The organism is Campylobacter sp. 2014D-0259 (assembly GCF_008000505.1).
GTDB classification, from domain to species: Bacteria; Campylobacterota; Campylobacteria; order Campylobacterales; family Campylobacteraceae; genus Campylobacter_D; species Campylobacter_D jejuni.
In genome coordinates, this window is sequence record NZ_VOAQ01000004.1 from 1 (window position 1) to 714 (window position 714).

General features: G+C 28.7%; 1 pseudogene. It reads right to left on the minus strand.

Going from position 1 to position 714, the window contains the following annotated elements:
• Positions 1–714, minus strand: a pseudogene (locus SR63_RS08590) (DUF2920 family protein); the annotation flags it as partial.

Here is a 714-nt window from a genome sequence, read left to right on the forward strand (position 1 = left end):
ACATCTTTAAAAGTAAACACTTTATTTCCACAAGGATAAGAGATGGAATTTTCTTGCATTAAAGATTTTCTTTTTTGCAATTTTTCAAGCATTAAAGGAAGTTCTTTTCTAAATAAGGCTTTATCAGCAATCCTCATACCATGATTTAAGTCCTTTATAAATCTTCCATCAATCTCGCTTTCATCTTTTATTAAATGTAAAGTGGCGTCATATCCTAGCTCTTTATATGCTAAAAAAAGAGTTTGTTTATCTTTTGCTGTATTAAATGGATCTTTTAAACTATGATAAGATACTAAAATAATATTTTTGTTAATATTAGCTTGTATAGTTAAATGGGAAGAATTTAACAAAGAACGAATCATATAATTTTCATTAGTAAAAAAATAAGATAATCTTTCATCTTCTCTAGTCCAGTACGTTTTAATAAACATGCCTACCAATTTATTTAAATCACTAAAAAAAAATTCGGGTCTACTTAAATCTTTTCCTATTATACATTCCAATAATGGCAAAACAGTTCCTGAATTATCAATCACGCCATCCACATACCAAGGAGCTATTTTTGCTATGAGTAAAGATAGGTATCCTCCATAAGACCCCCCCCCCATAAATTTTTGGTAAATCTGCAAATTCTGGAAAACGTTTAACTAAATCTTTTAAAGCATTGATATGATCAATAGCTGCCATAATGCCATAGTTTTGATAATCTCCATT